The 23797-nt window shown below is 48.8% G+C and carries 20 protein-coding genes and 1 tRNA gene; 6 read left to right on the top strand and 15 right to left on the bottom strand.

Annotation, left to right across the window (positions count from 1 at the left end; all coding sequences use genetic code 11):
- Positions 1-6: 6 nt before the first annotated feature.
- The 4 genes from MJ595_RS15310 to MJ595_RS15295 all read right to left on the bottom strand — a co-directional run bounded on the left by MJ595_RS15310 (position 7) and on the right by MJ595_RS15295 (position 3720).
- Entirely contained in the window at positions 7-1221 is a 1215-nt protein-coding gene (locus tag MJ595_RS15310; RefSeq protein ID WP_263322520.1) for an IscS subfamily cysteine desulfurase, read from the bottom strand.
- Between the two features lie 55 nt (positions 1222-1276).
- Entirely contained in the window at positions 1277-1765 is a 489-nt protein-coding gene (gene iscR, locus MJ595_RS15305) for a Fe-S cluster assembly transcriptional regulator IscR (RefSeq protein ID WP_263078830.1), read from the bottom strand.
- 328 nt (positions 1766-2093) lie between these two features.
- Complete coding sequence (gene cysE / locus MJ595_RS15300) at positions 2094-2864, bottom strand: serine O-acetyltransferase (protein ID WP_263322519.1); 771 nt, start codon at positions 2862-2864, stop codon at positions 2094-2096.
- A 121-nt stretch (positions 2865-2985) separates the two neighbouring features.
- Positions 2986-3720 carry an RNA methyltransferase gene (locus MJ595_RS15295; RefSeq protein WP_263078829.1) on the bottom strand — a complete coding sequence of 245 codons (735 nt, stop codon included), beginning with the start codon at positions 3718-3720 and terminating at the stop codon, positions 2986-2988.
- 296 nt (positions 3721-4016) lie between these two features.
- Here MJ595_RS15295 and MJ595_RS15290 point away from each other — a divergent pair, with 296 nt between their 5' ends.
- Positions 4017-4835, top strand: coding sequence for an inositol monophosphatase (locus MJ595_RS15290; protein ID WP_263078828.1), 819 nt, complete (start codon positions 4017-4019; stop codon positions 4833-4835).
- Between the two features lie 96 nt (positions 4836-4931).
- Here MJ595_RS15290 and secF read toward each other — a convergent pair whose 3' ends face one another.
- From secF to MJ595_RS15260, 6 genes are all read right to left on the bottom strand, one after another.
- The gene (secF, locus tag MJ595_RS15285; RefSeq protein WP_263078827.1) at positions 4932-5900 is read right to left on the bottom strand and encodes a protein translocase subunit SecF; all 969 of its coding nucleotides are present in this window, start codon (positions 5898-5900) and stop codon (positions 4932-4934) included.
- A gap of 28 nt (positions 5901-5928) precedes the next feature.
- Positions 5929-7797 carry a protein translocase subunit SecD gene (gene secD, locus MJ595_RS15280; protein ID WP_263078826.1) on the bottom strand — a complete coding sequence of 623 codons (1869 nt, stop codon included), beginning with the start codon at positions 7795-7797 and terminating at the stop codon, positions 5929-5931.
- 109 nt (positions 7798-7906) lie between these two features.
- The gene (yajC, locus tag MJ595_RS15275) at positions 7907-8242 is read right to left on the bottom strand and encodes a preprotein translocase subunit YajC (RefSeq protein WP_263078825.1); all 336 of its coding nucleotides are present in this window, start codon (positions 8240-8242) and stop codon (positions 7907-7909) included.
- Between the two features lie 178 nt (positions 8243-8420).
- Positions 8421-9542 carry a tRNA guanosine(34) transglycosylase Tgt gene (gene tgt / locus MJ595_RS15270; RefSeq protein WP_263078824.1) on the bottom strand — a complete coding sequence of 374 codons (1122 nt, stop codon included), beginning with the start codon at positions 9540-9542 and terminating at the stop codon, positions 8421-8423.
- Between the two features lie 105 nt (positions 9543-9647).
- Complete coding sequence (gene queA / locus MJ595_RS15265) at positions 9648-10673, bottom strand: tRNA preQ1(34) S-adenosylmethionine ribosyltransferase-isomerase QueA (RefSeq protein ID WP_263078823.1); 1026 nt, start codon at positions 10671-10673, stop codon at positions 9648-9650.
- Positions 10674-10822: 149 nt separating this feature from the next.
- Positions 10823-11173 carry a hypothetical protein gene (locus MJ595_RS15260; RefSeq protein WP_263078822.1) on the bottom strand — a complete coding sequence of 117 codons (351 nt, stop codon included), beginning with the start codon at positions 11171-11173 and terminating at the stop codon, positions 10823-10825.
- Between the two features lie 298 nt (positions 11174-11471).
- Here MJ595_RS15260 and MJ595_RS15255 point away from each other — a divergent pair.
- Positions 11472-11558, top strand: a tRNA-Leu gene (locus tag MJ595_RS15255).
- 425 nt (positions 11559-11983) lie between these two features.
- Here MJ595_RS15255 and MJ595_RS15250 read toward each other — a convergent pair.
- Positions 11984-12202 carry a hypothetical protein gene (locus tag MJ595_RS15250; RefSeq protein WP_263078821.1) on the bottom strand — a complete coding sequence of 73 codons (219 nt, stop codon included), beginning with the start codon at positions 12200-12202 and terminating at the stop codon, positions 11984-11986.
- Positions 12203-12207: 5 nt separating this feature from the next.
- Positions 12208-12444, bottom strand: a complete 237-nt coding sequence (locus MJ595_RS15245; protein ID WP_263078820.1) for a type II toxin-antitoxin system Phd/YefM family antitoxin — start codon at positions 12442-12444, stop codon at positions 12208-12210.
- Between the two features lie 301 nt (positions 12445-12745).
- On the opposite strand from MJ595_RS15245, the gene MJ595_RS15240 reads away from it, so the two are divergent.
- The 4 genes from MJ595_RS15240 to MJ595_RS15225 all read left to right on the top strand — a co-directional run bounded on the left by MJ595_RS15240 (position 12746) and on the right by MJ595_RS15225 (position 20683).
- Positions 12746-16852, top strand: a complete 4107-nt coding sequence (locus MJ595_RS15240) for a hypothetical protein (protein ID WP_263078819.1) — start codon at positions 12746-12748, stop codon at positions 16850-16852.
- Entirely contained in the window at positions 16853-19123 is a 2271-nt protein-coding gene (locus tag MJ595_RS15235) for a hypothetical protein (RefSeq protein ID WP_263078818.1), read from the top strand.
- Between the two features lie 173 nt (positions 19124-19296).
- Positions 19297-19587 carry a hypothetical protein gene (locus tag MJ595_RS15230; RefSeq protein ID WP_263078817.1) on the top strand — a complete coding sequence of 97 codons (291 nt, stop codon included), beginning with the start codon at positions 19297-19299 and terminating at the stop codon, positions 19585-19587.
- Positions 19588-19690: 103 nt separating this feature from the next.
- Positions 19691-20683, top strand: a complete 993-nt coding sequence (locus MJ595_RS15225) for an IS30 family transposase (RefSeq protein WP_263078067.1) — start codon at positions 19691-19693, stop codon at positions 20681-20683.
- Between the two features lie 235 nt (positions 20684-20918).
- On the opposite strand, the gene MJ595_RS15220 is transcribed toward MJ595_RS15225, so the two are convergent.
- The 3 genes from MJ595_RS15220 to MJ595_RS15210 form a co-directional block, all read right to left on the bottom strand.
- Positions 20919-21668 (bottom strand): DMT family transporter, encoded by a 750-nt coding sequence (locus MJ595_RS15220; protein ID WP_263078816.1) that lies wholly within the window; start codon positions 21666-21668, stop codon positions 20919-20921.
- A 173-nt stretch (positions 21669-21841) separates the two neighbouring features.
- On the bottom strand, positions 21842-23209 hold the full coding sequence (locus tag MJ595_RS15215; RefSeq protein ID WP_263078002.1) for a transposase: 1368 nt from the start codon (positions 23207-23209) through the stop codon (positions 21842-21844).
- A 101-nt stretch (positions 23210-23310) separates the two neighbouring features.
- Positions 23311-23484 carry a hypothetical protein gene (locus tag MJ595_RS15210; protein WP_263078814.1) on the bottom strand — a complete coding sequence of 58 codons (174 nt, stop codon included), beginning with the start codon at positions 23482-23484 and terminating at the stop codon, positions 23311-23313.
- Positions 23485-23797 lie beyond the last annotated feature (313 nt).

Here is a 23797-nt window from a genome sequence, read left to right as displayed (position 1 = left end):
CCTTTGTCAATGAGCAGCCCACTGGACGTTGTCGAGATCGACACCGTCCTGGTACATATCCCACAAAGGAGATAGCTCACGGAGTTTGTTTACAGCATCCCACACTTTATCTACCGCATATTCAACCTCTTCAACTGTAGTAAAGCGGCCAAAGCTGAAGCGAAGGGAGCTATGCGCAAGTTCATCACTCAACCCTAAAGCCCGTAAGACATAAGAAGGCTCAAGGCTGGCAGAGGTACAGGCAGAACCGGATGAAACGGCAAGGTCTTTCAGGGCCATCATCAGGGATTCGCCTTCTACATAAGCGAAGCTGATATTAAGGTTTCCGGCCACACGCTGCTCAAGACTGCCATTAATATGAACCTCTTCCATTTCGGCCAGGCGATCAATAAAGCGTTGCCTCAGGCTTAATAAACGCTCATTCTCTACAGCCATCTCTTCTGATGCGATACGGCAAGCCTCACCCATACCCACAATCTGGTGGGTAGGCAGGGTTCCAGAGCGCATTCCCCGTTCATGTCCGCCACCGTGCATCTGGGACTCAAGACGAACCCGGGGCTTACGGCGTACATATAAAGCTCCCATACCTTTGGGGCCATACATTTTATGGGCAGAAATGGACAGCAGGTCCACTTTCATGGCTTCCATATCAAGGGGCAGTTTACCTGCACTCTGGGCAGCATCCACATGGAACAGTACTTTGCGAGCACGGGTAATTTCACCGATAGCGGCAATATCGTTAATCACACCAATTTCATTATTAACATGCATCAGGCTGACCAGAATGGTGTCATCCCTCAGGGCACTTGCCACCGCTTCCGGTTGAATCAACCCTGCACTGTCAGGCTCCAGATAAGTCACCTCAAAGCCTTCTCTTTCCAACTGGCGGCAGGGATCCAGAACCGCCTTATGCTCAATTTTAGAGGTAATGATATGCTTACCCTGTTTTGCATAAAAATGAGCAACGCCCTTTATGGCCAGGTTATCCGACTCTGTAGCCCCCGATGTCCAGACAATTTCCCGGGGGTCGGCATGAATCAAATCGGCAACCTGCCGGCGGGCATTCTCGATGGCTTCTTCAGCTTTCCAGCCAAACACGTGGGAGCGGGAAGCAGGATTACCAAAATTACCCTCCATCAACAGGCACTGACTCATTTTTTCAGCAACACGGGGATCCACCGGTGTTGTTGCGGAGTAATCAAGGTAAATAGGTAGCTTCATCTGATACTTCTCCAAGCGGTCTGTATACTCTTGAGTGTCATTCATTCCGCCAGACCTAAAGCATAAGATCTGCGGCACTCTTTTTAATAAGTTCCTCAGGCCCTTGCTGTTGTCGGTCCTGACGGCACGCTACATGCTGGACTTCCCGCTTGCCTACCAGATCAGCCAGACTGATCCCCCCAAGAAAGGTGTGGATCTGCCGACTCAAATCATGCCATAAATGGTGTGTAAGACAGGTAGCACCCTGCTGGCAACCACCGTTACCCTTGCAGCGTGTAGCATCTACGGATTCATTGACGGCATCAATGACCTCCGCAACAAAAATCTTTTCGCATTCCCGACTTAGCAGGTAACCCCCTCCGGGGCCCCTCACACTGGACACCAGGTCATTACGACGCAGCCTTGAAAACAACTGCTCCAGATAGGAAAGGGAAATTCCCTGACGTTCCGAAATATCCGCCAGTGCCACAGGCCCCTGACCTGCGTGGAGCGCCAGGTCGAGCATTGCGGTTACAGCGTAACGTCCTTTAGTGGTTAATCGCATGCCAGGCCTCTCTCAGGCACAATAAGCCTCAATCAATCTATTTCAGGTTAAAGACGGGAATTAATCAACAAACCAAAGTATCTGGCCTGCCCAGTCATCTATGAAGAATTATGAAATACCTGAGTAAAACAGTCAACTATTATTACTCATCAATTCGGCGGGATAAATGAAAAGAATTAAAAATAAATATTTTTATAGCGGTGAGCCATCATATAGAACTCACGAACACCTGTCATCCGTGGAAAACACATCCCGGAATAAAGAAGGTATGCTTACCGGGAACAGATAGAGTGGAGCTCCATTCTCCCACTTCTATCCCCCCTTCAATTCACACAGAAGCCTCCGCTTCTTCCTTTACCGCTGCAAAGTCTTCTTCCTTGAGCTCAGGTAAAGGACCCACCTTGCAATCCACCCCCTGCTCCTTCAGGGTTTTGCACAATACCTCAATTCTCGAATCCACTTCCTGCAAATGATTCAGCATGGCGGATATGGCATGGGCTGTGGGGTCCGGCATTTCAGAGGTCACCGCATAGGCATCAAACCCCATCTTTTCCGCCATTGCCTGCAAACGCTCGTCCTCAGACACCCGCTTTTTAACCACCCTGCCAGGAATACCCACAACCGTTGCGCCTTCAGGCACCGCCTTGACCACCACCGCATTGGAACCCACCTTGGCATTCTTACCCACCGTAAAAGGCCCCAACACCTTGGCACCGGCACCAACAACCACGCCGTCTTCAAGGGTCGGATGGCGCTTACCCTTATTCCATGAGGTGCCACCCAGGGTCACCCCCTGATAAAGGGTCACATCATTACCAATTTCTGCGGTTTCCCCAATCACCACACCCATACCGTGATCAATGAAGAAACGCCTGCCAATGGTCGCGCCCGGATGAATTTCAATCCCGGTAAACCAGCGGCTGAAGGTAGAAATACTCCTGGCCAACCACTTAAACCCACGCCGCCAAATACCATGGGCAAGGCGGTGCAACAGCAAAGCATGCAAACCCGGGTAATTCGTCAACACCTCAAAGGTATTCCGGGCCGCCGGATCCCGGTCAAATACGCTGGCAATATCTTCTTTTACTCGTTCAAACATGGCCTTATTCATCAATTGTTATCATTGCAGAGGAAAAACCTCCCCACTCAACAAAGGCCACTATTTGAACGACTACATCAATGTTCTCCGAAACTTCTAGCGGCCTGAGACCTCATCACGGTCAAGAGCGCTTATCCAGACATCGCTGGGTTTCAGACAATACCCCCCTGAGAATACTGAGCTCAACCCTGTCAGGACGAACACGTCCGTACAGCCTGCGAAGCTTCGCCATAATTTTTTCGTGGCTGCTATGGTCAAGAAAGCCGATTTCAATCAATGTCTCATAGAGATGACTGTAAAAACGCTCCATATCCTCAACAGTGGCCAGGTCATGACTCCTCACCTGCGGCAGCTCAATATCGCCCGAAGCCAGCAATCCTGACATTCGCAACTCATAACACATAACTTGCACGGCTGCCCCCAGATTCAATGAACTAAAATCCGGATTGGTGGGAATATGCACCTGGAGATGGCAGAGCCTCAATTGCTCATTGGTGAGTCCTTTATCTTCACGACCAAACACCAGACCAACAGAGCCCCGGGAAGACTCTTCAAGAATTGTTTTAGCACAACTGCGAGGATCAACCAGCGGCAAAGAAACCCCTCTCACCCTGGCGCTGGTACCAACAACAAACTGGCAATCCGCAACAGCCTCTTCCAGGGAAGAAACCACCCGGGCCTGCGCAAGAATATCATCAGCACCCGAGGCCAGGGCCGTGGCCGTGCCAGAAGGAAAGTCATCAGGTTCAACCAGACAAAGTTGCTTAAGCCCCATGGTTTTCATCGCACGTGCGGCTGCACCGATATTTCCGGGGTGAGAAGGTTTAACCAGCACAATAGAGAGATTATCAAGCACTACCGAATTCCCTGATGATCTTGAATCAACGGGACAGTGTACCCGATACAAAACAGAAAATAACCATCAGTATAAATAACAAAAAACCCCGTATCATCATCACCCACCAACAGAATAAACCCTGCTTTTTCATTTATATACAACCCTTTTGTAAGAAAGGGTTGAACTGGCACTGGAATATTCTGGTATACTGCGCCGCCTTAATTAGTGGCTACCCACGATCTTTCTGCGAGCTGCAAACGATCATGAACAGCCCCTTAAACAGATCTTTCACATTTCAGACGTAGTCCAGCCTTATGCAACCCATGGTTAACATGGCCCTGCGCGCAGCGCGTGTGGCCGGCGATATTATTGTTCACGCTTTTTCAGACCTTGATAAACTCAAGGTTGAGAGCAAAGAAAGAAACGATTTCGTCACAGAAGTGGACAGGGCATCAGAAAAAGCCATCATCGACGCACTCCGCAAAGCTTATCCCGATCACGGTTTTTACGGTGAAGAATCCGGTCACCAGCCTGGCAAAGGCGAAGGTAAAGACTACCTCTGGATTATTGACCCCCTGGATGGCACCACTAACTTTATCCGCGGCATCCCACAGTTTGCCATCTCCATTGCCTGCCAGTACCGCGGTCGTCTTGAACACGCCGTTGTTGTAGATCCCATTAAAGGCGAAGAATTCTGTGCCAGCCGCGGCCAGGGCGCAACCCGCAACAGCAAGCGCATTCGCGTGAGTAATCGCAAGAGCCTGGAAGGTGCCCTGATTGGAACCGGCATTCCTTTTATGCGCCCCGGTATCACCCACCTGGACAATTACCTGAATATGATGCGCTCATTGCTGGGCGATACCGCCGGTATCCGTCGCGCAGGTGCCGCATCCCTGGACCTGGCCTATGTAGCCTGTGGTCGCCTGGATGCCTTCTGGGAAATTGGCCTGAAAGAGTACGATATGGCAGCAGGTGCCCTGCTGATTCAAGAAGCAGGCGGCCTGGTCAGCGACTTTAAAGGCGGCCCGGACTTTCTTGATAAAGGACAGGTGGTCTGCGGTTCTCCCAAATGCTTCAAGGAAGTGCTTCAGCGCATTCGCCCTTTTGTCATTGACGGTATGGGACGGTATTAAGCCTGAGTTCTACCCATCATTACCATACTTAAAAGACATTAAAAAACCGGGCATTAGCCCGGTTTTTTAATGTCAAATGCCATCAGATAAAAGCCATCAGGGTCTTTCATCCACCTCATCCTGCTTAACAGGAATCACCAGGTCTTCCCGACTGATCTTCATATACAGCAGCAAGTTGGAGGCAATATAAATAGAGGAATAGGTACCCACTCCGATGCCCACAATCAATGCTGTGGCAAAGTTATGAATCATATCGCCACCAAACAGGAACAATGCCACCAGCACCATTAAAGTAGTACCGGAAGTTGCCAATGTCCGTCCCAACGTCTGGGTCAGGGAAACATCAATAATTTCAGTAGGTCCACCCTTGCGGCGCTTGCGGAAATTCTCACGGATGCGGTCATAAACAATGATAGTGTCGTTCAATGAATAACCTACCACCGCCAGAATGGCCGCCATGACTGTCAGGTCAAACTGCAAGCCCAACAGGGAGAACACACCCAGCACAATGATCGAGTCATGGGCCAGTGCGGTTACCGCACCCACAGAGAACTTGAACTGGAAGCGAAAGGCAATATAGAGCATAACCAGCCCCAGCGCCATCAGCATACCCAGGCCACCCTGCTCCCTGAGTTTTTCCCCCACCTGGGGACCCACATACTCTATCCGCTTGGCCTCAACACGTCCCTCATAATTGGCATCCAGCATCTGGGCAACACGGTTGCCCAGAGCGGCATCATCACCGGCAATAGTGACAAGGATGTTATTGGCGGAACCGGATTCCTTGACGATAGCGTCCGGATGACCGTCCGCCGCCAACTGTTCCCTGACATCAGAGACATTGACAGGCTTCTCATAAAACAGCTCAACCTGGGTACCACCAGTAAAATCCAGCCCCCAGCTTATTCCCCGGGTAGCCAGGGAAACCAGCGAGCCAACAATGAGAACCAGTGACAGTACCGTTGCCATTGTCCTCAGCTTCATAAAGCCTATGATTTTTTCATCAGGCCTTGCATCTGACGCGGCATTTTCATTTGCTTGCGTCATGTTTTTTTTCTTACTCATGCGCTTATCCTGTTCATGACTGCCCACCTCAGATATAGAGTTTTTTCACATTGCGGCCACCGTAAACCAGATTAACCAGTGAACGGGTTACCACAATGGCAGTAAACATGGAGGTAAGAATACCAATGGACAGCGTCACAGCGAATCCCTTAACAGGCCCTGTTCCCACTGCAAACAGAATCACACCCACCAGCAGGGTGGTGATATTACCATCAAAAATGGACACAAAGGCACGATCGTAACCATCATGAATGGCTCGCTGAATCGGCCGCCCATTCTTGATCTCTTCCCGTATCCGGGAAAATACCAACACATTGGCATCCACGGCCATACCCAGGGTCAACACGATACCGGCAATACCAGGCATGGTCAGGGTAGCGCCAAACAAACTCATGGCTGCCGTCAGCAACATCAGGTTGCAGGCCAGGGCAATATTGGCCATCAAACCAAAAACCCGGTACACCACCACCATAAACATCACCACCAGCGCCAGGCCAATCAGGGTAGAGTTAATGCCCATGGCAATATTTTCTGCCCCCAGGCTGGGACCCACGGTACGCTCTTCAGCAAAATACATGGGGGCTGCCAGGGAACCGGCCCGCAACAGCAAGGCCAGCTCAGAGGCCTCACCTACAGAGTCCAGGCCGGTGATACGGAACTGATTACCCAGGGCACTCTGAATGGTGGCCAGGCTGATAATATGTTTCTCTTCCTTAAAACCGGGAACCTTGACCTTGATTTCCTTGCCATTCTCCACACGGGTTTCTGTCCGGGTATAAGGCTTTTGCTCGATAAACAGCACTGCCATAGCCCGGCCAATATTATGGCGGGTGGCCCGGTTCATGAGTGTGCCACCGTGGCTATCCAGACTGATATTCACCTGGGGTTGCCCCGTCTGGGTATCAAAGTTGGATTGGGCACTGGATACCTGGTCACCGGTAATGATAATGTCCCTTTCCAAGGCAGCCGGAGGCCTGCGGGAATCACGGAACTCAAACTCTTCGGTGGAGGCCCTGGAGTCCTTGGCCCCTGCCTCAAGACGGAATTCCAGGTTAGCGGTTTTACCCAGGATACGCTTGGCTTCCGCCGTATCCTGAACACCCGGCAGTTCCACGATAATACCACTACGACCCTGCCTCTGAACCAGGGGTTCGGAAACACCCAACTCATTCACCCGGTTGCGGACAGTGGTCAGGTTTTGGCGGACCGCGTAATCTTCAATTTCCTTAATACCCGCTTCCGTATAACCGTAGGAAAGAACATAACGACCGTTCAGCTCACTGCCTTCCACCACAAAATCGGGAAATTCCCTTGCGACTTTTTTCACCGCCTTATCACGGGTGTCTTCATCAAGAAATGCCAGCTGACGGGCACCATCCTGACGCTCGGGCAATGTTCTGTAACGCAGGCGTTCCTTTCTCAGCAGGGAACGTATTTCCGCATTGGCAATATCCATCTTGGTTTTCACCGCTTTGGCGGTATCTACCTCTAACAGAAAATGCACACCGCCGGACAGATCCAGACCCAGTTTCATGGGATAGGCACCGATGGCAGTCAGCCAGTCAGGGGTCGTGGGCGCCAGGTTCAGGGCAACCACATAATCATCACCCAGGCTTTCCTTAATCAGCGATTTGGCCAACTGCTGCTGATCGGCCTGATTCAGGCGGATCAGCAGGGAGCCGTCGTTGTGGTCTGATGCCTTAACATGAATATTCGCTTTTGTCAGTGCCTTCTCTGCACGCTTCAGCACTGAGTCAGTGATTTTGTGAGAAGCACTGACTCCGGTTACCTGCACAGCCGGATCAGCGGGATAGAAATTGGGCAGGGCATAAATGATGCCCCAGGCCACAACCAGTAAAATAAGCAGGTACTTCCACAGGGGGTATCGATTGAGCATGGCTCACCGGTCCTGAGTTAAAAGTGAAATGCCTGGATCAGGCCAGGCACAATCCGTTTCGCCATAAACAATCGAGGGCAGTCTCCTGCCCCCGGTTGTTTCACTATCGTTATTTGATAGCCTTAATGGTGCCTTTGGGCAGTGCCGCTGCAACAGAAGCTTTCTGGAAATTCAGCTCCATATTGTCAGCCACCTGCAGGGTCAGGAATTCGTCAGTGACATTCGTCACCTTGCCAACAATCCCACCGGTGGTAACCACCTCATCACCCTTGGACAGGCCAGCAAGCAAGTTCTTATGCTGCTTTGACCGCTTGTTCTGGGGGCGCCAGATCAGCAGCCAGAAAATCAGAACAAAGCCGCCCAGCATGATCAGCTGGCCTACCATACTCGGTCCCGCCGGAGCAGCTGCTGCATCGGCGTGAGCCAGACTGAATAGTGACAACATTCAAAAAACTCCTGATTGTAAAATTAGTCCCGTTAGCGACTACAAAGATACGGCAACATGCCGCAGCACCTTCGAGTCCTTTATTACCGCAAAAATCCAGACAGCGGTGGTTGCAAGCCCCACCAGGAAAACGACCACTGTTACAGTGGTCACACCCGGTCGGTCTCCCAGAAGATTATCACTCCTGGCCAAAAGTGGGCACTGCCTGCCCCCGCTTCTGATAGAATTCTGCAACAAAGTCGCTCAATTTACCCTGTTCGATGGCTCCCCGCAATCCAGCCATCACCCGTTGATAATAACGCAGGTTATGGATCGTGTTTAGCATGGAGCCTAAAATCTCGCCGCACTTGTCCAGATGGTTAAGATAAGAACGACTGAAATGGCGGCAAGTATAGCAGTCACAATGCTCTTCCAGGGGACGATCATCACGTTTATGCACCGCATTACGGATTTTAATCACCCCCTCATCGGTAAACAGGTGACCATTACGGGCATTACGGGTAGGCATCACACAGTCGAACATATCCACCCCCCGGCAAACCGCCTCAACAATATCTTCCGGCTTGCCCACGCCCATCAGGTAACGGGGGTGATTTTCAGGAATCCGCGGGGTGATATGGGACAGGATACGCATCATATCCTCCTTGCTTTCCCCCACGGACAGCCCACCAATGGCATAGCCATCAAAACCGATTTCTGCCAGGCCCTCCAGAGAGCGGTCACGCAGATTTTCAAACATCCCACCCTGAACAATACCAAATAAGGCAGAGGGACTATCACCATGGGCCGCCTTGGAACGGGCCGCCCAGCGCAGGGAGAGTTCCATGGACTTAAGGGCCTGCTTTTCATCCGCATCCCCCGGCGTACACTCGTCAAAGATCATGACAATATCAGAACCCAGGCCCCGCTGAACCTGCATGGAGATTTCCGGACTCAGGAACACTTTGGAACCATCCACCGGCGAGCGGAAAGACACTCCCTCCTCGGTAATTTTCCGTAACTCGCCCAAACTGAATACCTGAAAACCACCCGAGTCGGTGAGAATCGGCCCATCCCACTGGTTGAAATCATGAAGGTCCCCATGAGCCTTAATCACTTCAGTACCGGGACGAAGCATCAGGTGAAAGGTGTTACCAAGGATAATCTGGGCACCAATATCCTTGATATCCCTGGGCATCATCCCCTTAACAGTGCCATAGGTGCCCACTGGCATAAAGCAAGGTGTTTCAACAACACCACGGGGAAACGTCAAACGTCCACGGCGAGCATGACCATCAGTGGCCAGTTGCTCAAACCGCATAAAGCATTCTCTCGTCATGAGTTTGAATATTGCCTGAAATTATTAATAATGTCCGCGCAGTTAAACCACTGCACCTGGAAGCCTGTTCAAGAACCCAATGTGTCGTCAGGGCTGTCGCGTCAGCCACATGGCATCGCCATAACTGAAAAACCGATAACCTTCAGCCACTGCTTCCCGGTAGGCACCAAGAACCGCTTCCTGCCCGGAAAATGCACTCACCAGCATCAACAGGGTTGACTGGGGTAGATGGAAGTTGGTGATCATCACATCCACACTGCGGAACTGATAACCCGGATAAATAAAGATATCCGTATCACCCTGGAAGGGCTTGATTTCTCCTTCCAGGGAGGCCGACTCCAGGCTACGCACGCTGGTTGTACCCACAGCCACCACCCGGCCACCATTGGCCCGGGTCTCCCTTACCGCCTGGCAAACGGCCTCTGGCACTTCAATGTACTCAGAGTGCATGACATGGTCTTCAATATTATCAACCCGTACCGGTTGAAACGTTCCGGAGCCCACATGCAGGGTGACAAACACCTTACGAATGCCTTTTTGCTCCAACCGCTGCAATAAAGCCTCATCAAAATGCAGCCCGGCCGTGGGTGCCGCCACCGCACCATCACGCTCGGCAAAAACAGTCTGATACCTCAGCCTGTCAGCCTGGTCATCATCCCTGTCAATATAAGGAGGCAATGGCATATGACCATGCTCTTGCAACTGGGGCAGCACCGGCCGTTCAAAATGCAGCACAAACAAAGCACCACGGCGCTCTTCCAGGGTTGCTATCACCTGATCATCCGCAAAATACAGGGTTGCTCCCGGCTTTGGCGTTTTACTGGAACGAATGTGTGCCAGTACCCGCCGGTCATCAACCACCCGCTCCACCAGCATTTCTATCTTGCCGCCGCTCTCCTTGCGACCATAGAGCCGGGCCGGAATAACACGGGTATTATTCAGCACCAGCAAATCGCCGGGCTGCAACAAATCCTCAATCTCTGCAAACTGCCTGTGCCGGGTCTTGCCAGAAGCACCATCCAGGCATAACAGGCGACTGCCTGTCCTTTCCTCCGCAGGGAATCGTGCGATCTGCGCGTCGGGCAGATCAAAATCAAAATCACTGACTTGCATCGAGACTCGTTACCCTTCGTCAAAGAGTAATAAAAAAGGAGGGAAGGATACTGCATCTGACCAGGACTGTCAGGCGGGGTGATACCCTTATCTTTTCATGGCGTGAGAACAGGGTGGCAAGTACACCGCTCCTGGAAGCCCTCGCCCTATCAGGCAGATTTATACTCACGACCTACCATCTTCTTTTGACGGTTTCGGATCAACCCGAGAAAAGCCAGGGCAATACCCACAGGAATCAATAAAGGCAGTAACCAGGGGAAAATCACCGCAATCATAACAGCAAAAAAGAACAGGCCTATCCCGGCAAACAGGAACAGTACGGCCAGCGCCACCCCCAGCAGCATGAAAGCGACCATCAGGGAGATACCACCTCCGGCCAAACCCGCCAACGGCCCGATGACTGGCTCCTCATTAACCCACACAGACACATCTGCTGAAAAAAAACGCCATGCCAGCACTAAAAACAGGATTATTAAAAACCACCCGACAACCCGCTTCATATGACACCTATACCTTGATAGTCGAAACCGGAAGTCCTGTTCAATGCAGAAATAATGCCCCCAGCCAGACCGGAAAAAAACAATCGACGATTCAACAACCTGATTTGACCCTCTTTAACCGGATAGGTTCATTTATATATAGTAGGTTATAACTTCACTGCCACAAGACACTACACCACTGCTCCACGTAATCCTTCGCCCAGCCATTAGACAACCATAATCGCATAATAACGAAATACACAAACAGTCCCAACAGCACTTGCAAACCATCAATGCTTCCGTATAATACGCAGTCACTGGCCGAGTGGTGGAATTGGTAGACACGACGGATTCAAAATCCGTTGCCTTTAAAAGCGTGCCGGTTCGAGTCCGGCCTCGGCTACCAAATATCGAAAAAACCGGAGCATATTTGCTCCGGTTTTTTTATGTCTGTAAGAATGACTAGAAATAACATACCTGAATATTGGCCTCCTGAAAAAAACCATTAAAAAGGATCGAACTCAGCAGTGCCACCCGCTTGTGACTACTGGTCTAGACAAGGTTTGGGGTTGCTGACCAATAAAGCATCGAGCTGATTCTTTAGCCCTGTTTGTTGACATACAGCGTCCTTTTATCGTTTCTGAAAACCGCTATTCACTATTCTTCACTCAGTCATATGCAGGTCAAGGGTCAGCTTATTTTTTATTCCAACGACTGATTAAATCCTCAATATCCGACCCAGTATCAAAGCAGCGTATTTTCATCATTACTCCCCCCGATCTTAATAGTTATCACCAAACAGCCTTCACATATGGGTAGGCTTGTATTCTTTCATCGACAGTTAACAATGGAGCTGACAACACCCAGCCATGAATCAACATCCATTGATAGCTTCAATCTTTCTTTGGAAACCAAAAGAGATATTTCCCAAGCGGTGATTGACGAAACAATAATTTGCCCATCTTCCATCTGCTTTTCAATGAGTGATCGTGCAGTATTGCTGAGCCGGTCACTTTTATTAACCCACCAAACCAGTGTATGAGTATCCAAAACTATCAATTGGCAGCCTCCCAGTCATCTTCTCCCATTGGGTCTGCTGGGTCGTCAAAGGCTAAAACACTGCCTTCAAGCAGCTCTAAAGGGCTTTTATCAGGGCAACCCTTATATGGCTTAATTACTAAGGTAGGCTTACCATGAGATGTGATCACAACTGCTTCACCGCTTTGCTCAACACCTCTCATCACCTCTAGGGCCTGGGCTTTAAACGTAGATTTTGAAATTTCATTTTTCATATTATTGCCTATAGTCATTTAGTACAAAAACCACCTCGGTTTCCCCTATGTAGCCCTGGCTCTCAGGAATGAAGATCAGGTTCACTCCCCTCAGTAAACCGCATGGCACGGAATTATGCTGGGTAGCTTGGTAAGAGCTGGGGAGATGCCAGCTCTTACCCGATTAAGTTTTTAATTGCTGATGCAAATTGCTCGCGTTTTCATATGTAAAAACTATTTTCTATAAACTGAATACTTATATTTGATTTTCTAACGACATCAGGCTCCCTACCTTTGCCCGATGTCTGGCGGAGCTATGCACATGGTTTCTTCAATACCAAATAGCTTTTCATTAGGTCTTGATCCTGTCAGCGAAATAGTCAGGCAGCATCTGGTGGATCCGTATATTATTGACCAGGTTCGTGAGATTCAACGACGGTTGTCCGAGCATTTTAAAATGAAGGAATTGCCCGCTGTTATTATTGACAATCTGGGCACCGGGTTCGGAAAAACGGTAGGCACACTGCTTTCTTATACAGAATATGTGTCCACGTCAGATGATCGGAACCGTCACCTCGTTTTTACTACGCCACAAAAGGCTCAAATTGCGATTCCACCTTTTGTTATTAACGAGATTCGAAAAGCCGGGATTGCGATAGTTTGCTTTTTATCAAGAGAAGATAAGCGCAACCCCGACTTTATCCGTTGGGCAACCACCGAAGATAGAGCCATCCCCAATCGGGAGCGATATAAAACTTGGTGCAGGGCGAGCAAAAGGATCCCACAGCGGTTCAGGCTCGATGAGTTCACTCATTTAGACTACGCATTAAAATGCGTTGAAAATACAGAGAAGCAGATCTCCTACGCCAGAAAAGCCGGACTCGATGAGATTTGCTCTGAGCACGAGCGAATACTGGGGCAGGAGTTGCTGGCTTTAGAAAAGGCGTTAAACAAACTGGCTAAAGCCGTGTTTGATAAGGTAGCCACCCTGTCTCAGCTTCGTGATCTCTACCGCCAGGCCCACGAGTCTCAGAATCAGATCCTGGTCGAAGGCAAGAGAGCCTGCCCCTACCGGTTGTTTACCGAGGTGCTTGATCATCTGGTGCCACTGACCCATGTTCTGGTTGGGCCGACCATTATCCTGGCCACTACCAAAAAATTTGACCGCAACATTATTGCACCCGCCATCAAAAAAGGCTCTATGGAGGAGGGGGATAATGGTGATGGGGCAGAGCTTTATCTCAAAAGCAACAGCTTCCATAGCGTGGTCAGTGGCAATCTTTCTGACCAAGGAGTTGCCGCACTATCATACAGCGCAGCAAGAAAGACTTTTCCAGAACAGCTTCAAGTCATTAAAGATGACATTTACAAAACAGACGAAAGCAACATATTCCGTAAACAGTACTGTGCGTTTGACATCATTCTGGATGAAGAGCACGCAGCCCATAATATTTTCGTAGACAGCACGACCGATACCCTGGTCGATAAAGACATGAATCTGGCGCACGCACTGGCTACTGTAAATAGCATTCGGGCACAAGTGAGAACGGTGAGCAAGGACGAGCTTGGCAGAACGCCCTACCTTGCGTCCAAAACTTCTTTCTGCGATCAGATTGAAACCGTGCTGAATAATTCCAAAATTATGCAGCCGGAAGAGTTCGATCAGGTTCTGGGCCTGTTCACCGACAATATCGATCAGATTATTGTCAACAGCAACAGTGCCGACCGCATTGTTGCCCTGACCCGCGACATTTTTCGTATTGGCAGATGTACCTTTGTGAATGATGAGGCGTTGAAAAGGGTACGGTTGCGAAAGGCCTGTGGTGATCGGGTCTGTGAAATATACTATGGTGAAGAGGATATTCCCGGTGAGGTCAATCTACATCAGTTCTATCAGACAGTGCTGTGCATTCTTTGTGCTGGCAGCCGATTTGACGAGAAACCCCGGCAGCTTATTGCCTATCTCAGCGGGCGATCTCTGGGAGCGTCAAGAAACAGCCCGCTAGGCCTGTTGATTCAGCATGCTCGGGAAACCGGTCGGCACTCTGAAGGTGCTTTTGACGGAGTTGTGGACACAGACCAGCCCATCGACCTGTTCTTTGTCCACTTCTGTTACAAGCTTGTTTTCAGTCTGATACCGGAAGAAAAGCTGCGTTTCCCTTACGACGCCGCTGAGTCTTTTATCAACATTCGGTTTCACATTCGCCAGATTCGCGAGAGTCCCGAGGTCGCTTTGTTTCGAATGCTCTACAACACCCGCAACCGCGTCTTTCTATTGTCGGCAACCACTGGTCTTAAGCAACATCAGGCGGATAAGTATCACCGTCATTTTATGTATAAATACGGGCAAGACCCTGCCGCCAATCTGGGCATCGCTATCCGTGAGAGGAGGACAACAGGAGATGCGGTTACGTTAAGAGAGTTTCGTGCCTCCTATCATCAACCTGAAATTCACTCAATTCCTGAGGGTGCTGACACCATCGCCCAGCTACCCCCCAAGGTAGAAGCAGTATTCATGGATTATTGGAATAGCGCCTTGCTCAAGCCCAGTGAGTACCTGAATATCTTTCAGCAGCGGGAGCTGAGCCGACAGCTCAGCGCTATGTTGCTGGCCTGCTACGAGCAAAAACACACCTTTGCCTTGGGCATCAGTCAGCGTTTTGTCCGAGCGATGCAAAACCACATTACATTTTTACAAACCTCCCAAGCAACACCATTAGGGGGAGTAAGGGTTCTGGACAAGGATCGTCATGTTTTTGAAATCAAGCCATTCAACGATCATCGAAAACTGCGCGTCATCCTGTTTACCGCCAGCCTCGGCAAGAAAGCCGATGCACTGCGTGAGTGGCTCACTCTTGATGACGCTGACACCACCATCGCCATGCTGTCTTATCGTGCGGCCGCTGGCACCGGGGTCAGTTTTTATCCAAGGTACAGGCACTCGCTGGCAGGAGTTGACCAGCCCTACGAGGTCGATTTCGATCGGTTGGTGCTTATCAACGGTCCATTTTGGAGCCACGTCATCTCCCACAATGGCGAGCGCACCATGACCAGCATTTACAATCTAATGCTATTGTGGCGGGAAGACTCTGAAGGAACCCACAGAAGGCTTGGTGATTATCGGAATTTTCACTGTCTGCGGCCTGACCAGCGTCAGTTTCTGAACAGACAGCACCTGATTTCCCTGCTCTGCGAAGACAACCAGAGTCGTGGGCGAAATGAGCGCAAAGACTGCAAAATGCTTTGTGAGCTGTGGATTCCGGAGGATGTTATTCGGCAAAATTGCCTGACCTATAACTATCTGAATACAGACGACAACACGCCTGTATTTGAGCAGATGTCAGTCAACAACCGGGCCTATATGGAGTACTGCCTCCAGCGTCGAAAGGATTGGTTGTGCAAGCCGGGTGGTCGAGAAGCACTGGAAGCTGATTCACTGGCAGCCTCTATGCGTCTTAAAACCCTGGTCAAAGACCTGATTCCTAATGCCATCCATGAGGCCCGCAAAGGAGACCAGCAGGCAGCCCGGTTTCGGGATGAGCTGAGTTCACCCAAGCTGCTCAGTAATCCAGCGGCTGCTATTAAGGCCCTGAAAAACCTGCCTTATACCCGCAACTCTCAGGCCAGGCAGACGTTGATTGACTCCATTTACCTGTTAGTAAAGGACTATGGACCGAAAGACATGGTTTTCTGTTACAGCGATCAGAATCACGATGTATTGACTGATATGGACGGCGGTGTTGAGCAATACAGTCCTGCCAACTCGCTGTCAATTCATGACCCTTTATCCAGCGGCGTGAGCGTGGAGCAGATGGTGCGGTTGTTGTTGCGCAAATGCCAGAAACTGGTGACTCCGGATTTTTCGCAACTCCTTCCCCTACCGGGCATCATTCCGCACCTGCGCGGGGCTATTGGCGAATGCTTGTTCAGGCAGCTGTTGCAGATGCTGAATGTAAGATATCTGAGTGTCGATGAAATGTTTGATCTGCTCGGGCCGCAGGCGTATGAGCAATTTGATTTTTACATCTTTCACGACCAGTCTGTCACCTGTATTGATGTCAAGAACTGGTGCCGGGGTGATAAAAAGGAACCTTCCGAAACACTGATCAGGCATCTGCGCACCAAGCTTCATGCCGTAACTGAGTGCTTTGCTAACACCCGATTGACCGTTGGTTCAGTTATCTTGCTTAACACCACTCTGGAAACTAACCGTGACTGGCTGGAGGCCGAAAGCTTTAAGCTACTCACTGATTATGGGGAGCAAGTGGTTCAGTGTATGAATTTGTTTGAGGTGTTCCCGGCTTATCACAACTACGAAAAAGCCGACAAGCAGGGGTATCTTTCCGGTGTTCACAAACTGATGACGATCAAACGGCCCCTGCTGGATCAGTTAAACGCCATGAAGTTCTGTCAGACAGGAGAGCGCTAAATGATCGAGCCGCTAGATAACGCTTTGCCCGGCGCCTACACCACCGGCATTTACCTTGAGGGACTCAGTGAGTCGGAGTTTCAACAACGGGTTAAAGCCATACTGGCAAGACCAGCGTTTAGCGGTTTGCCTTTCCGAATTTTCTGGGGCGTCATTAATTATGAGCGAGACCGGGGCGTCACCTGGAAAGAGTATTACAGCCAGTTATATGAAAAAATCGGACAGCGAATACTGGATGAACAAGAAGCTGCCGGACTGGCTCGAGAGAAAATTCAATACAAGGTGTGCCGGTGCGATGTCGAGAACACCCATATCTATGTCTACCTGCTGCCCGCCGAATATCAGCGACAAGCCAATACCGATACTCTGGATGGGTTGCAGATCCCTTATGACCGGTTATTTCTGAAAATTCTTCGGTTGCTATTGTGGGGTAAAATGCTTCACGACGGGCTCCACGGCTACAAGCTTACCCCCACCTGCTACCAGTCAAAAATCCTACTGGACACGGTTCTTGATGACGACCCGAAACTGAAGCACCCAAGACTCCACGCTCTGGATGTGCAACTGACTTGGAAAAAGCCCAATCTACTTAATTTTTTCCTGGTCAATAAGATCATGGAGGTGAACCCTGATATCTCTTCAAGCAGTGCATTGCAGATTGTTAGTGTAGGCAGTTCCGCCCGTTTTCGTTTTATCCGATTTCTTGATGGTCGCTACCATAAACGCCATTACCTACTCTTTCCTCCAAAGTTGCAGGAGGGAGAAACGCCTCTGTTACGACATCACGCCTGGAATAATGGAGAGCACACGGTGGCCACACGAATGTGCGATATCAGGCGGACAGTTAATACATGGCAACATTTGATTGCCAGAAAACTGCTGGAACTGCTGACTCAGTGTGGCTTTAAAGTAAAGCAGTTTATATTCAGGCCTCAGTGGCAACAGAATCACTTTATCACGCAGATGCCTGAAGAGAAAAAACAACCGCTGATTGTGATCGACAACCTGGGTGATGGTCAGCCTGACCTGAAGGACTGGGCTATTCAGACAATACGAGAAAGTGGTTACTGGTCAAAGGTCAGCGTGCAGCAGCCCCCGCACTACCCTGAACTTAGCTCCTTTGCGCAGGGTACTGCCTATCTGGTATTGAATCAATGCAAGCAGGACAGTGGCAGCATGAAAGTTGTCGTCAGGAATAAGGTTGACAAAGAGGAGGAACTTTCCGCAAAGGACACTCTTGAACTCATTCGCTACAAAGAGGCCGATCGCCTGTTATCTACTGATTACTACTCAGGGTTGAAAGTCCAATTATTGGCGCAGATAGAGAAAGACATCCCCTGTCCAATAATTCAGGGGCTTGATTTCCCCTCACTTGGTCCGGAAAAACAGGCTCAACTTCAAATTAAGTCATTCAAGGAATCGCTCGTTCACAAGCTGGGAAAAATACGCACAGAGTTATCGGTCAAGCGTGCGCTGCACCAGAGTGGACAAATGACTCAGCTAGGCCTGGCAACCAATCGGGAGCGCAAGCAAGCTGACAATAACCAGCAACGTTATGGTGCCTTAATGGAGGGTTCCGTTTTTGCTATGTACGGCCGCACTAAACGAGCCAGCGATCAAAACAACCTGCCGGAATTCAGACGGGTTGCCCTGTGCTGTTTGCATGCTGTCAATAACAATATTCACATTAAAAAAAAGCAAGTCTTATCAAGCAAGCTTAAGCTAATGGACGCACTGGGAGAGGCGCAGGCTGCCACTGAAATCATCTGGTCTTTGCCTGATCGAAGCGGAATATTGATTGATTCAGCGAGCAAAAGAATGCTGATCTACTACACCGACAACACCGTACCCATGTTAACTGGCCGAGAGGGCGTTGATATTCCTGAGCAAGTGCGCAGGGAGGGAAGCTTAACCCGAAGCGCTGAACCTGATGTCAACCTTTTTCCTTACCTGAACAATAATATGCCAGCTGCTGGTAACCAACCAAATCAGCGGGAGCACTTGTATATCATGCATCTCGACCGCGAGCCGGAAAATGGCATGGAGTGCCTGATATTTGTATCAGGAAAGCAGTCGCTGAAAAATATGGACAAGCAGCGGCGTGTTTACCGGCTGCTGGTCATCGACTTCAAAGGCTGCCCATGTAATCCCATGGAGCAGGCATTGACAGATGCCTTTTTACATAGCTTTGATCGGGAGCTGCTCAACGAAAATGACAGTGCGAGAAGCAGTTTGTTTATTAAATTTCCGAGGGCATTGATGGAAAATTAGCACTCAGGGCAAGAAAAGAGAGCTTATGATTTGTGACACCTGATTTTCCCCTATGGCCACCCCGGCTCTCCGGGACAGAAATCAAGACCAGAAAGTGTCAAGAAGTATTGTTTGCAGACTATTTAAAGCAGGATTCAAGCAATAAATGCAAACCATAGCAAGAGCGAGTTTACATGTATTTTGTAATCGACCAGAACAGAAATCAGGTTACTGTCTATAAAACCCTCGGTACAGCCGCCCGAAAAGGTTTAGAAACACTGGGTGGAACTGTACCCAATGGCGGTGATCCCGTTAGAATTTTGTTTAAAAACCCCTTATACGGTGATAATTTTCAGGTTTTGGGGCTTTCTGCTACTTTCCGATTGATAGCCGAGCTCATCAATAGCGGTAAAAGCAGCCATGCTTCAGGGTTAGCAGTAAAACTATCGCAAGCAGTAGACGATATTCCTGAATTTGTATCATAAATGCATAACCTCTGTAACCAGAGGGTTGTTACAGAGCCTTTGAAGTGAATCAGAACTCAGGGGTACTCTGTTAAGCAACCAAACCAAACAGAGGACGCCAAGGATGGCCTTTAAGCACCTTAGCTCTGAAGAGAGACATTATATCGAAATCGAACTGAAAAATGGGACTTCTCAAAATAAAATTGCAGAAAAACTCGGGCGTTCACAGAGTTCGCTGTCACGGGAGTTAGGACGCAACACAGGGCAGCGTGGTTACAGGCACCAGCAGGCTCATCGTAAGGCTCAACAGCGTCATAAGGAAAAACCCAAGGCGGTGAAGTTGACGGAAGATATTAAGCGACGGATTGCTCAAGATATCCGGGCTGACTGGAGTCCTGAGCAAGTGGCTGGAAGGCTTGAAAAAGAAGGGATAATCAAGTTGCATCATGAGACGATTTACCAGTTCATAGAGGATGATAAGCGCACTGACGGTACCCTGTATAAACACTTGCGCCATCAGAAAAAAACGTACCGAAAGCGATATGGTTCAGCTCATAACCGAACAGGCATACCTAACCGGGTAGGTATTGAAGAGCGCCCGGAGATCGTCAACAACAGGGGGCGTGTTGGTGACTGGGAGGCGGATACCGTAATCGGCAAAAACCATAAGGGTGCCATTGCCACACTGGATGAGCGAAAGACTAAACTGCGCCTTGCTGTTCCGCTGCCAGGAAAGAAAGCAAAAGCGGTTAAACAGGCAGTGATTGATACACTCAAGCCCCTGAAAAGGTTTGTTAAAACGATCACTTACGACAACGGTAAGGAATTTGCTCAGCATGAAGCAATCAACAAAGCCTTGAGCTGCGACAGCTACTTTGCTGTGCCCTACCACTCTTGGGAGAGAGGCCAGAATGAGAATGCCAATGGGCTGCTCAGGCAGTACTTTCCCAAATCAATGGAGCTTCATAACGTCAAAGAAAGAGACGTTATCATTGCGGTAGACAAGCTGAACAGCAGGCCCAGGAAATGCCTCGGTTACAAAACACCATATGAGGCATTCAAAGAGTTAACTGGAGTGAATGCAAGAAAAGTCATGGGTTATGCATTTATGACTTGAATTCAGGATTTATAAAAAAGATACATACGTCACTAATTCAGCAAACCGGCGAAAGAACTAATAGTGTTCAAAAACCGGCTGTACTGGTTCACAAGAAAAGGGACATACTTTTTCCAGCCGCGTTTATAATTTTTTTACGAACGCCCTTTCAACACCGTAGCCAGGACGGTTAATTGATAGCCTTACGGCTCGCAAAAAGCCTCCCTACTGCCGGTGGTGCTGGGAGTACGCTCTTTTATATCGCCTGCCCGCGAGCTTTCCGTAAAAATCCTTTTTTAACATCCGGCCATTGCATAATTAATAACCCGGAGACCACCAGCATAATTCCCAAAGCAATGCTGGCTGTGAGTTTTTCATCAAGGAAAATAAAACCAAAGATAAAGACAATAACTGGTTCTGCCGTTGCAATAATGGAAGCGTTGGTGGCGCCTATCCAGTGAATCGCGGTATAAATAGACACGGTGGCCAGCACTGTACAAATAATGGCAATCAGTGAAGTATAAAACCACCCCTTCACATGATTGGATAACAGCGGCTGTCCTTTAGTCAGGCACATTATCATAAATATGACCGCCGATATGGTAGTCACCCAGGCCGATAGCACATAGGCGTCCACCGCTTGCAATGGGCGAGATGTGAGGCTGCCGCAAAAACCGGCATAACAGATGCCTGCACCCATGCTGAGGGCTACCCCCATCAAACTTAACGTGGTATTTCCATCCCAAATGATAAAAATCAAGCCTGCAAAGGCCAACGCCAAGGCCAGCACTTTATAAATAAAAACTGGCTGCTTTTGTATAACCACTTCATAAAGTAATACAAAAAATGGATACATAAAAAAAAGAATGGTTGCCATAGAAGGCGACATTAACGTATAGGCATAAAAAAATGCCGTACAATTAACACAGAATCCTATTAGCGTTGCTGGTAATAGTATTTTCACCTGCTCACGATTAAGGCGCCACTGTGCTTTTTTTGAGCACACAATAACCCACAAGCATGATGCACAGCTATTCCCGCATGATGAACGTCGATGATCGTTGGTATTGACAATAAGGCAGCAAAAATAATGAAGCCGATCAAAACTGAGCCGCCAATTAACAAAGCGGAGCTTTAAAGAAAAAATGTCACCCCTGAACGTAGCTACGATATGGCCGGTTATGATGTATCGAATGGAATCACCCTTTTCTCTTCAATACCATGAGTTACTGTGTAAAAAAGCCCCTCCCACGTTTTTATCAGCCAATGCAAAAAATAGCCCTGTATCCATTTCCATAATGCTATACGGACTCCTTTTGAGCGGGTTCTTAAAGCTTCCTGAAACTGGGGACAGCACAGTTCCTGTATTTGATCTACGAGAAAAGCAAGCATCGTCAGATAGGCCAGATTTGTGGCTAAGTGCTTCTCACCGTGACCGTAGTTATGTTCGAGATCGTAGCCTTGATTTTTCAGGGTGTTAAACGTCTGGTTCTCAATATGCCATCGGCAGCGCCCTCCTTTCATGACGGGTTCTATGGTTTCTTCGTTAAGCGGAATATCAGTCACCCAGCACCAGATATGCTGTTTACCTTTTTTATCGGTTTCGACAAAATCAAGCACATTAACCTGTTCTGCATATTTTGCCTTGTTCAGCCTGACGTCATTGGCATAGCGAAACCACCACTTAATTCCAGTCTCTTCATTAACTTTTTCAGCACGGTGAACTTTTCCTTCTTTATCCAGCTCATCCATCGCTTCAACCAGCGAGGCATGGTTGCCATCTTTCGCGACAATGATGTAATGCCAGCCATAACTCTTAATCAGTTGGACAGTGGGGTTGTCAGCATAAAGACTGTCCAGAAGAATAACGAACTTTAGACGTGGGTGATGCTCTCGTATGGTGGCAAACAACCGTTTAATGGCATTTTTTTCACAGTCATTTTTGGTCGAACCGTCCTGGCAAACTATGGCTTCCGGTGCCAATGGCAAGACTGTTTTTTGATCCGGGTGAGCAATGCATGCTGCCATTAACTGGTGGTAGTGAGCTTCGTTGGCCTTTCCCTTATTTTTAGTACAGCACTCCTGACAAGGTTTTTTATTATTGCAGGAGTAAAATAGCCCAGTTCCATCGATCGGGAGCAAGTAGTGATTTTTCAAGTTCCCGCAGTGAAATTCGAATGCCTTCAGTAATCCGCCCCTTTGGACGTTAGACAGCAATGTCTTAAAAGGCTTTTTGAACTCTACGGGATCTATTGGATCCAGGATTTCCCGCATACTGGTATCACAGGGAGCACGTTTTTTTATCTGATACAGGTGCTCAAGGTTATGCCTTACTTCTTGCTCTGTTTTATCACGCTCAAACGAGAGGAGCGATGGGTACTTGAGATGCATCATGGCAAAAGCGGACATGGAGGCATCATGTATTGTTATTTTTCTGGAATCCTTGTTTGGTCGGACATCTGGAATTTGCTCATAACTTTCAGAAATCGTAGTAATTAAACTGTTTGCACAAAGATGCTTACGACTTTTTTGGAATGGATAAGCCATGAGAGACAGCCATTGATAAAGTATCCCTATCAAAAGTAGACGTTATTTTGTGCGAAATCACTCCATTTGGAATTTACTGTAAGCCTTGCTGTTGCAGTGATTTAATTGATGTCACGGGAATAGCTGCATGATGCAGCAATAATAAATCGCATAAATAACAGCGTATTTATTTCAAGCCCTGTTTCAAAGGCTCGGGTGGTAAACACCGGCAATAAGGCATAGGTAGATGCAGAAAACAGTGCCAGAGATGACCCGCAAAGCTGCTTCTTATACATGGATTGAATCCTGAATAAACAATCTGCTTAATAATTAATATTTACAACAAACTCAGGCCAGAACAGCCTCTATAGAAATTCCAATCTTTGACCAGTTAATAGATTGCACGCAAGTAAGTAAATACCGAAACCACAACTAAAAAGGATAATAACCCCTTCCCCAAAATCAAGATTGCCCCAGCCGGAGTTACAGGATTCATCCGATGCGGTTAAGTGGTGACCATCCGTGTAAGCTGCCTGGGATTTTCTTGAAAAACCGTGAGATTTTGCCCAAATAAGCCTGACCGGGATTTCAGGTGGTTTATAAAACCGG

Source organism: Endozoicomonas sp. Mp262 (assembly GCF_025643335.1).
Classification (GTDB): Bacteria; Pseudomonadota; Gammaproteobacteria; order Pseudomonadales; family Endozoicomonadaceae; genus Endonucleibacter.
This window is presented reverse-complemented; position numbering and strand designations above follow the sequence as displayed.

Coding starts and splice junctions, on each gene's coding strand:
- MJ595_RS15310 (WP_263322520.1), bottom strand. CDS start 1,221: ATGAAGCTACCTATTTACCTTGATTACTCCGCAACAACACCGGTGGAT.
- iscR (WP_263078830.1), bottom strand. CDS start 1,765: ATGCGATTAACCACTAAAGGACGTTACGCTGTAACCGCAATGCTCGAC.
- cysE (WP_263322519.1), bottom strand. CDS start 2,864: ATGTTTGAACGAGTAAAAGAAGATATTGCCAGCGTATTTGACCGGGAT.
- MJ595_RS15290 (WP_263078828.1), top strand. CDS start 4,017: ATGCAACCCATGGTTAACATGGCCCTGCGCGCAGCGCGTGTGGCCGGC.
- secF (WP_263078827.1), bottom strand. CDS start 5,900: ATGAGTAAGAAAAAAAACATGACGCAAGCAAATGAAAATGCCGCGTCA.
- secD (WP_263078826.1), bottom strand. CDS start 7,797: ATGCTCAATCGATACCCCCTGTGGAAGTACCTGCTTATTTTACTGGTT.
- yajC (WP_263078825.1), bottom strand. CDS start 8,242: ATGTTGTCACTATTCAGTCTGGCTCACGCCGATGCAGCAGCTGCTCCG.
- tgt (WP_263078824.1), bottom strand. CDS start 9,542: ATGCGGTTTGAGCAACTGGCCACTGATGGTCATGCTCGCCGTGGACGT.
- queA (WP_263078823.1), bottom strand. CDS start 10,673: ATGCAAGTCAGTGATTTTGATTTTGATCTGCCCGACGCGCAGATCGCA.
- MJ595_RS15260 (WP_263078822.1), bottom strand. CDS start 11,173: ATGAAGCGGGTTGTCGGGTGGTTTTTAATAATCCTGTTTTTAGTGCTG.
- MJ595_RS15245 (WP_263078820.1), bottom strand. CDS start 12,444: ATGAAAAATGAAATTTCAAAATCTACGTTTAAAGCCCAGGCCCTAGAG.
- MJ595_RS15240 (WP_263078819.1), top strand. CDS start 12,746: ATGGTTTCTTCAATACCAAATAGCTTTTCATTAGGTCTTGATCCTGTC.
- MJ595_RS15235 (WP_263078818.1), top strand. CDS start 16,853: ATGATCGAGCCGCTAGATAACGCTTTGCCCGGCGCCTACACCACCGGC.
- MJ595_RS15230 (WP_263078817.1), top strand. CDS start 19,297: ATGTATTTTGTAATCGACCAGAACAGAAATCAGGTTACTGTCTATAAA.
- MJ595_RS15225 (WP_263078067.1), top strand. CDS start 19,691: ATGGCCTTTAAGCACCTTAGCTCTGAAGAGAGACATTATATCGAAATC.
- MJ595_RS15215 (WP_263078002.1), bottom strand. CDS start 23,209: ATGGCTTATCCATTCCAAAAAAGTCGTAAGCATCTTTGTGCAAACAGT.
- MJ595_RS15210 (WP_263078814.1), bottom strand. CDS start 23,484: ATGTATAAGAAGCAGCTTTGCGGGTCATCTCTGGCACTGTTTTCTGCA.